The organism is Bacillus sp. JJ1503 (assembly GCF_036965125.1).
Classification (GTDB): Bacteria; Bacillota; Bacilli; order Bacillales; family Cytobacillaceae; genus Cytobacillus.
Genome location: NZ_JBALOZ010000194.1, coordinates 1 through 9,494, shown reverse-complemented (window position 1 = coordinate 9,494; position 9,494 = coordinate 1). Strand labels below are relative to the sequence as shown.

The 9,494-nt window shown below is 40.1% G+C and carries 5 protein-coding genes and 1 pseudogene; 5 read left to right on the top strand and 1 reads right to left on the bottom strand.

Going from position 1 to position 9,494, the window contains the following annotated elements; translation table 11 throughout:
• Positions 1–815 precede the first annotated feature (815 nt).
• The 5 genes and pseudogenes from V7149_RS26550 to V7149_RS15180 form a co-directional block, all read left to right on the top strand.
• Entirely contained in the window at positions 816–1,082 is a 267-nt protein-coding gene (locus tag V7149_RS26550) for a heterocycloanthracin/sonorensin family bacteriocin (protein WP_438824119.1), read from the top strand.
• A gap of 348 nt (positions 1,083–1,430) precedes the next feature.
• Positions 1,431–3,392 (top strand): putative thiazole-containing bacteriocin maturation protein, encoded by a 1,962-nt coding sequence (locus V7149_RS15195; protein WP_335346454.1) that lies wholly within the window; start codon positions 1,431–1,433, stop codon positions 3,390–3,392.
• Entirely contained in the window at positions 3,392–5,332 is a 1,941-nt protein-coding gene (locus tag V7149_RS15190; protein WP_335346453.1) for a TOMM precursor leader peptide-binding protein, read from the top strand. Before V7149_RS15195 ends, V7149_RS15190 begins: the two co-directional genes overlap by 1 nt.
• A gap of 23 nt (positions 5,333–5,355) precedes the next feature.
• Positions 5,356–6,927, top strand: a complete 1,572-nt coding sequence (locus V7149_RS15185) for a SagB family peptide dehydrogenase (protein WP_335346452.1) — start codon at positions 5,356–5,358, stop codon at positions 6,925–6,927.
• Between the two features lie 71 nt (positions 6,928–6,998).
• Positions 6,999–7,895: pseudogene (locus V7149_RS15180) on the top strand (transposase); the annotation flags it as partial.
• A 110-nt stretch (positions 7,896–8,005) separates the two neighbouring features.
• Here the strand turns inward: V7149_RS15180 and V7149_RS15175 are convergent.
• Positions 8,006–9,349 (bottom strand): uracil-xanthine permease family protein, encoded by a 1,344-nt coding sequence (locus V7149_RS15175; protein ID WP_335346451.1) that lies wholly within the window; start codon positions 9,347–9,349, stop codon positions 8,006–8,008.
• Positions 9,350–9,494: the final 145 nt, after the last annotated feature.

The window sequence follows — 9,494 nt, the reverse complement described above, 5'->3', positions numbered from 1 at the left end:
TTTTTGTAATCGGTTCAACTCTATCTTTATTTGATTAAGCTCTGTTTTTTAAGAGTAGAAAATTTCAGCTAATTTCTCTGTACTCAAAGAAATATCCAACCAAAAGATTTAAAATTACTATATAAATCATTGCAACAATTTGTTCATGAATGGATTGTCTCTATTCACTGAGTACATAAAAAGTCAGTTAGTAAATTTGATAACAAACTAATTAAAACAAAGCGATTCGAATAAAGCAAAATGGGCTATTAAGATGTAAAAAAATGGAATATACGGACGAATAGGTACATGTAAAATGATATGAGATTATATTAGGAGAACTACTTTCTCATAGTACGTAAATGTTGTTCCATTTTTGATATTTTAAATCTAGGCAAGTGCTACTCCAATATACTGATAAACCTGTATGCACTATCAACTCGTCACATGTTGAGTGCTTTCACTTCTAGTTTTAAGAAAATAATGATGAGGTTGTGTGTAAAAAATTCTCTCTGCTCGTAAAGTGGAGAGACTTTTTTTGTACTGAATATTTAAGGCTAGGAAGTAGATTTAAGGACCAACTAAATATAAGGCAAAAAAATATGCGGACTGAATATAGGCATCAACCATAAATATTATTTTAGCAACATATTAAAATGCTTCAACGCAAAATAGGCTCTTTGTTTAGTAACAGAGACCTAAAAAAAGCATATTTTGTTGAAGAGAGTACACATCGTATCGAATGATTTCGTTTACACAGAACTGGCATTGACTTTTCAACTCTCTATACAAGTTTAGCCCAAATAATTAAAGACAATGGGGAGGGAAAAAACAAAATGTTTCAAAATGAGCTGCAAGGGTTGGGAATCGACCCTTATCAAGTTGGTCAGTTAGTTCCTATGGACATTCAGAGTCAGGACCTGCACATGATGAGCAGGCGTTGTGGAGGCTGTGGATTCCGTTGCGGTGGCTGTGGAGGCTTCCGTTGCGGAGGATTTCGTTGTGGTGGTTTTGGCTGCTTTGGCTGTGGAGGCTGTGGTGGCTGCTTCGGTTTCAGTTGTTTCGGCTTTGGTCTCGGGTTTAGCTGTTTCGGTTTTATTTAATTGTTTTGGCAGTTTGAGCTGTTTGGCGCCTGGTAATTTCCTAAAGAAAAAATTAATATTGTGAATCAAAAATGCCCCTGCGTAATTTGCTGGGGCACTTCTTAAATTTAAAGAAAGTATATAACTTTGAGAATTGTCCAGCTCTAGCGCCCTTCGCTCTTCTCGCTACGATAAGTCAAGCACGAATGCGCCTCCGGCTCCTTCGTGTTTCCTTTATCTAATTTGAGCGCTCCAGGCCATACGCCGTTGAACAGGGCGCTTCCGCTTTTCTTTTTATCATATTGGACAAAAAATCGTACATAAACTGATAGTGAATAATTAGTACGATTATGAATAAGGAGGAGCTGAATGAAAAAACTGGACTCGTCCTCACGTCTGAAGGCCAAAAGGGATACTTTCTTTATTCCAGATCCAAATGGTGGTGTGTATTTTAGAAACAACTTAAGTTCATTCCGTATGGAAGGCAATACAATCTTTCAATGGATTGAAAAATTACTTCCAATGTTCAATGGAGAACATACAATGGGAGAATTAACAAATGGATTAACTGCCCCTTATCGGGAAAGGGTGTACGAAATTGGAGAAACGTTGCACAACAATGGTTTTGTTCGGGATCTAAGCAAAGAGGATCCCCATCAATTGAATCGAAACATTCTTGAAAAGTATGCTTCACAAATCGAATTTATAGAGAATTTTATGGAATCTGGTGCGTACCATTTTCAAGAATACCGTCAGGCGAAAGTTCTGGCTGTTGGCTCTGGCCCCTTTATGGTTTCATTGGTTTCCGCGTTAATCGAATCAGGTCTGCCCAAATTAAATGTCATGGTCACAGATTCCATTCCAACTAATTGGCAGAGGCTACATGAACTGGTGCAAAATGCACGTAAGACTGATTCCGAAGTCGAGATAAAGGAAGTACCCTTTCATAAAGACGCGGGGAGCAGTTTCTGGAGAGAAGCAATTCAGCCTTATGATTGGATTCTATACGTCTCGCAGGATGGCAATATAAATGAGCTAAGGGACCTTAATCTGGTTTGCAAAGAAGAAAAGAAGGCATTTATGCCATCCATCTATTTAGATCAGGTGGGGCTATCCGGCCCATTTGATCAACCGGATACAGATGGATGTTGGGAGTCTGCATGGCGCAGAATCCATCACTCAGCATTAAAAAAAGATCTTCAGCCTCAATCCTTCTCTTCAACAGCGGGATCGATTCTGGCAAATGTTTCTGTATTTGAATTTTTCAAAATGGCTACAGGGATTGCAGATTCTAATGAGAGTCATCAAATTTATATGCTTGATCTTGAGACCCTCGAAGGAGACTGGCTGTACTTCATCCCACATCAATTGGGTACGTCTATACGTGATACTCTAAGACTGGTGGAGGATTTTGATTTACGCCTCAAACAAGAAACGGACAGAAATGAACCATCGAGTGACCTCTTAGAGTATTTCAGTAGACTAACGTCAGAAGAAATAGGAATTTTCCATACCTGGGAAGAACGAAATTTACCCCAACTTCCACTTGCACAGTGCTATGTTCAAGCAGTTAACCCCTTTTCAGAGGGACCGGCAGAGCTGCTTCCTGAAGTTGTCTGTGCTGGACTATCACATGAGGAAGCAAAAAAAGAGGCTGGGCTTACGGGCATTGAAATGTATGTTTCACAAATGATGAATTTCCACGATCTGGGATACAAACATAAGAAAAATAAGGTGGGTGCGAACATACCTGAGGAATTTATAGGCATCGGTGCTGGAGAAACAATCGCAGAGTCTGTTTGTAGAGGCCTTCAAGTATATTTAGATGAAGAATTGAAAAAAAGAAAGGTCGATCAGCAGAGTGCGGTTTATCGTATGAAGTTGGGAGCCCTAGAAGATAAGCGATGCAGATTTTATTATAATGCCCTGACCACCTTAAATGGTGCTCCAACAATTGGTTTAAAAGAGGATGTACTAGGTTTCCCAGTGGTATGGGTAAGGTCGAATGGCCGATGGCACAAAAGCGCAGGTTTAAATACAACATTGGCATTACGAAATGCATTGGAACAATCGCTTTTGGATGCTCAAAACCAAGTGAATTCCACAGTAAAGCAAGAGATGGAGTCAACAGTTTTTCTGGGAGAAAACGAAAGCAAACTGGATATCCCATCTTGTGATGAAATGACGTCTCAGGAGCTATTACAATCTTCTATTCAGGTATTAAACCGGAACCGCATGCGGCTAGTAATCTATGACTTAGCCTTTGAGCCGTTTTTAAAACAAGAGCTGGCAGGAGTGTTTGGTGTTCAGGTTCAAGAGGGGGGATACTAATGGCTGCTTATATACTTATAGATGGTGAGGGTTTATTAGCGGAATATGTCTATGAGCAATTGTCCCCAAACTATCTTGTTAGGCGCCAAAGCATTCTTGAAGAGGTTCCCGAAAATACAGAATTAGTTCTTGTGCTGCACGATACCTGGAAACCATCCGTTCATCAAAAAGCGGAAGAGAGGTTAAGGGCCTTAGGTATTCCGTGGCTTCGGGGTTTCGTTTCGTTTGGTGAGGGAATTATTGGTCCATTTGTACGCCCTGATGTACCGGGGTGTTCTCATTGTGCTGACATACGACTATTGTTAGCTGGACCTGATCGCAAAGAGATGTTGGGACTTCGGGTGAAAATGGCAACAGGAGAAGGTTTACTTCGTGATGCATGGGCATCACGAACCGGACTATCGCAAATGGCGATCTTGATTAGCAACGAAGTGATGAAGATAATTCAAGGAGAACAAAGCTGCTTAGGAGAACGGGTAATAATAACAAATCTGAAAACGTTAACGATCTCCAGCCATTTTTTCTTGCCAGATCCGTTGTGCCCAATGTGCAGTCCATTACCTAAAGACACAGCTGAATTAGCGAAAATCAGGTTAGAAGCTAGTCCTAAATTGGAGCCTTCTGGTTACCGATGCCGTTCGATAGATGAATTAAAAAACGTGCTAGTCCAAAATTATCTGGATTATCGTACTGGGATCATGAATGGGAAAATGCAGGATTCCAGGCTGCCGTTCGCTGATGTTTTAGTGAACATGCCGTTGTTTGATGGGGACGAGGGAGTAGCAGGTAGGTCTAATTCCTATGAAATGAGTGAGCTAACTGCCATTTTAGAGGGTTTGGAGAGATATTGCGGAATCGAACCTCGCGGGAAAAGGAAGGTAGTTCGTGATAGTTATCAAAATTTGGCGGATAAAGCACTAAATCCTGCAAAGGTAGGTTTGCATGAGAAGGAGCAGTATTCAAAGCCACATTTTCCATTTGAACCATTTCATCCTGATAAACCAATGAATTGGGTCTGGGGATATTCATTTTTACAAGAACGCCCTATTCTTGTTCCGGAGTTACTGGCCTATTACAGTTTGGGATATGGAGAGGGATTTGTTTATGAGACTTCCAACGGTTGTGCTTTAGGAGGGACTATAGAGGAGGCCATTTTCCATGCTATTATGGAGATCGTCGAGCGAGACTCATTCTTATTAACCTGGTATGCACAACTCCCCCTTCCACGTCTTGAGCTTAGTTCTGCGAACGATAAAGAATTGCAGTTGATGGTTAGCCGCATAAATGAGGTGGCTGGTTATGACCTGCATTTTTACAATTCGACGATGGAACATGAAATTCCGAGCGTTTGGGCAGTGGCAAAAAACAGAAGATCCAAGGGTACAAATCTTATTTGTGCAGGCGCAGCTAATCCTGATCCTGTAAAGGCAGTAAAAAGTGCGATTTACGAGCTTGCAGGAATGATGTTTAGGCATGACGAAATATTGGAGAATAATCGACAGAAATATGAAGCGATGTTACAGGATCCGTTTGCTGTGCGTACCATGGAGGACCATGGCATGCTATACGGACTAAGAGAAGCGGAGGAGAACTTAAGCTTTTTATTGGATGAGAATCGCCCTTTACGTACATTTGATGAGGAATTTAAATGCCCGCCGGTGAATGCTGATTTGAAGGATGATGTTGAGGATATTCTAAATAGGTTCCGAAGATTAGACTTGGAAGTCATTGTGGTTGACCAAACATCTCCTATAACCAAAAGGAACGGTTTAGTTTGTGTAAAGGTAATAATTCCTGGAATGCTGCCAATGACATTTGGACATCACCTTACACGTATAAAAGGTCTTGAACGTGTACTAAACGTACCTGTAAAACTCGGGTTTAAAAACCATCCGTTAACATATGAACAGTTGAATCCATATCCCCACCCTTTTCCATAACTGCAAGAGTAGGAGGGTTTCAGTTGGATCTAGATACATTCCTATACAATTTGCATTTTGACACTGATAAACTTCTTTCGCCAGATTGGCAACCGGATTGGGAAGACGCACCACTTCCCTATAAACTGTACCGTGGCTTACCAGAGATTCCACTTACCGCAGATATACCGTTAACTCTCAAAGGGAGAGAAGCTAATTCAATACCCAGCCTGGAGGAGTTTGGTCATTATTTATGGTATGTATATGGTCTTACTCGATACTCTCAAACTGCTTTCATTGAGGGCATAGGGGAAAAAGCTGATGTAAGCTACGCCCAGTTGTTTCGCAGATTTGTTCCCTCTGGCGGAGCGTTGTATCCAAATGAATTATATGTGTACTTAAAGTTGGAGGATGTACCAGAGGGAGTTTACCATTACGATGTTGCACACCATCGCCTTTTATTGTTGCGAGAAGGCAACTATGATTCCTACCTATCCAGAAGTCTTGGAAATCGTTATAATCTTTCAGACTGTTTTGGTACTGTTTTTGTATCGACGGTTTTTTGGAAAAACTTTTATAAATACAATAATTTCTCATACAGGTTACAAGGGTTAGATGCAGGCGTGCTAATTGGGCAATCGTTGGAAGTGGCGGGTAGGACGGGGTTCTCAACACAGGTATGTTACCAATTTCTGGATCGTCCTATCAATCATTTGCTTGGGCTATCTGAACAGGATGAAAGTGTATATGCTGTGATTCCATTATCTATTTATAATGTGGATCAATTTAATCTAGAAAAAAATATTTCTGCAAAGGAATTGTCCAGAGAAGTTCCATTGCTCAAGCATGTAACATATAACCGTTCAAAGAGAGTTATTGATTACCCATTACTGAAAGAGATCAATGAAGCCTCAATGTTGGAGACAACACATTCATTTGTGAACATAAAAAAAGATAATCCTCTTAACACTGCATTAGGTTCAGAGTTAATCATGCTGCCATTTACGGAGGCAATTTCATACGATCTCGCATCTGTTTGCAGAGAGCGGCACTCTCCTGATATTGATTTTATGATAGGGAAAGTCAGTCAAACAAAAGTATCTACTTTGTTAAAAGAGACTTTTTCATTTTCATATCAAAAAGACCTTAACAACACACAGGGGAATCTTGAGACTGGTTTAAATTTGTATGGCACTTTTTATAACGTGGAAGGTGTTCAAGATGGTGCTTATGCCTATGATAAAAGTGCTCATGCACTTCGGAGAATATCTAAGGGGGATTTCCGGGAGTATATGCAAAATTGTTTAACAACGCCAATTGTAAATCTGTTTCAGGTACCGCTCTGTCTGCATGTAGTTGGAGAGAAGGACCACCTCAAAAAGGAACTGGGCTATAGAGGATACAGAATTCAACAGATGGAAGCAGGTATACTTCTGCAAAGGCTACTCTTGACAGCATGTGCCCTAGAGATGGGGGGACACCCACTATTAGGATTCGACTCGAACCAAAGTGATGAACTTTACGGAGTCAATTCGAAAGAAAAAACAAGCCTTATACAAATCCCTGTCGGTCCATACCTTCCCCGCGTCTGGTTAAAAGGAAGTTTGAATAGCTAGAAGTGGAGGCTGGTACAAAACCCACCTCTGACATCTAAAAAGCCGTTGAAATTTTACGACGAGTAAAATTTCAACGGCTTTCATTACGTAGTGAACGAAAAACGCCGAAACAAATTGTGAAGCAAGTGTATGACTGGATCACACGCAAACAGAAGTACGAAAAGGATTTTGAGGTTTTCGGCACACGTAACAGTTATTCGAAAACAGACAAAGATGCAACATTTATGCGAATGAAAGACGATTACATGCAAAATGGACAACTAAAACCTGGCTTTAATGTACAAATCGCAACAGAAGGACAATACACATTAGAGTACGGTGTTTTCGCTAACCCAACGGATACGAAAACATTGACATCATTTCTTGACCAAATCGAAGAACAGTACTTTGAATTACCGGAACATATCGTGGCGGATGCCGGTTACGGCAGTGAACAGAATAATGAAGATATTCTTTCGAAGCGTAAAAGAACGCCATTGATTACATTCAATCACTACTTAAACGAGCAGAAAAGAAAATTTCAAAACGTTTAAAACAAGTAACTGGGCTTATAATGGAACAAGTGATACGTACACGTGTCAGAATGAGAAGCAACTTACATTTCAATACAATTCAGTACGTACAGATAAAACAGGATTTCAGCGCCAATTTAAAATCTATGCATGTGAAGACTGTACAGGTTGCCCATTGCGAAAGTTTTGTACAAAAGTGCAAGAAGGTACAAACCGTAAGCTCATGGTAAACGAGAAATGGGAGCAAAAAAAGAATATGTACGAAACAAGCTTTCAGAAGAAAAAACAGGTTCAATTTACCTTCAACATAAAATCGATGTAGAACCAGTCTTTGGGTTCTTGAAGGCTAATTTAGGTTTCACTCGATTTTCTGTTCGAGGAAAGTCAAAGGTTGAAAACGAAATGGGTCTCGGATTAACGGCCGTCAATTTAAGAAAATATGGGGCAAAAGTGTAAGATCTTGCCCCATATTGTGAAATGAAATGAGAAAAGTGAAATCTGCATTGCGATTTCACTTTTTTCAAATATAGAAGCTAGTTTTGTCCCAGCCTCATTAATTTTAATTCCTAAACAGAGTCTACCGCAACAGGTTCTTCTTTCGGTTTTTCTTTTCTTGTAGGGATGACCAAATTTAAAATGACAGTAGCTAAGGCCCCTACTGTAATTCCAGAGGATAAAATATAATTTGCCCAATCAGGAGTACTATATAGAACCTCTTTAGGCAGGATTGAAACGGCTATTGTTAATAAGATAGGCATTCCGATGATGATCATATTGCGGTCATCAATTATAATTGGCTGAATCACCTTTATGCCATTTGCAACAATCGCAACACAAACAATTCCAAAAACCCCGTTTATGACAGGCTCCGGTATGCAAGTAATTGCTGTAGAAAGCTTTGGTACGAGACCTAGGCAAATTAAAATCACTCCACTAGCCATGATTACTAATCTGCTCGCAACACCAGTGATTGCCAAAAGCCCGGCATTAGATGAGTAGCCAGTCATTGGTGTACTACCAACTAATGCACCAACAAAGCAGCCAAGACCCTCACCAAAAGAAGCCCTATTTAATCGCTTTTCATCAAGCTCTTTCCCCGTAACCGTCGAAACGACAAACCATGTTCCAGTTGTTTCAATTAAAATGATTAAATAGACGAATACCATCGTTATGATGGCGCTTACATCAAATACAGGACTTCCAAATGGAAGGAGGGATGGAAACGAGAACCAGCTTGCATCCCTAACAGGTGAAAAATCAACACTGCCAAATAAACTTGCAGTCATTGTTCCGACAGCAATGGCTATGATGACAGAAACTAAACGAAAAAATGTTCCGATCCCTTTTAACCTGGGGCCAAGAAGCATGCAAGAAATTAAAACTCCCGCGGAAACTGCCGCGACAAGAATGTTTTCCCCGATGTTCCCTGGTGAATGATAAATGTTATTAAGGCCAATAGGCATTAAGGCAATTCCTACAATAATGATAACTGTCCCGCCAACAAGAGGCGGAATAAACTTTCTAACAGCTTTTGCAAACCATTTTAATGGATATCCGATTACTGCAATAATGATTGCCCCAGGAATTAAACTTCCTGCGATGGCACCAAGCCCTAGTTTCCCGCCGATTGCGGCAATGGCTCCAATAGGCACATATGAAGGCCCCTGTACAACTGGCAGCTTAATTCCTGCACCAGTCTGAATTAATGTGGCAATGCCTGTTCCAAGAAAACACATTTGAATGAAGAAAGAGGTATTTTCTGTACTTAAGGCAAGAAGGCCAGCGATAATGATAGGAGCAATATACAGATCCATTGCCAGAACATGCTGTAAACCAAGGACAAAGGCTTTGCCATAGCCAATCCTATCATCTACACCGATAATAATCCCATTTTCTGGTTTTTTGTCCATTCGGTGTCCCCCTTAAAATATTGTGTTATTAAGCTATTCAGCTTGTTTAAAATAAATACGCTATTAATTTAAAAATTTAGAATATTTAAAATAAAAATTGATGTTTGTGATTTTTACTGAATACTTGCCATATTCTCTTAATAAT

Excerpts from the sequence above, each read along its gene's own strand:
- V7149_RS26550 (WP_438824119.1), top strand. The coding sequence starts at position 816 with ATGTTTCAAAATGAGCTGCAAGGGTTGGGAATCGACCCTTATCAAGTT.
- V7149_RS15195 (WP_335346454.1), top strand. The coding sequence starts at position 1,431 with ATGAAAAAACTGGACTCGTCCTCACGTCTGAAGGCCAAAAGGGATACT.
- V7149_RS15175 (WP_335346451.1), bottom strand. The coding sequence starts at position 9,349 with ATGGACAAAAAACCAGAAAATGGGATTATTATCGGTGTAGATGATAGG.
- V7149_RS15190 (WP_335346453.1), top strand. The coding sequence starts at position 3,392 with ATGGCTGCTTATATACTTATAGATGGTGAGGGTTTATTAGCGGAATAT.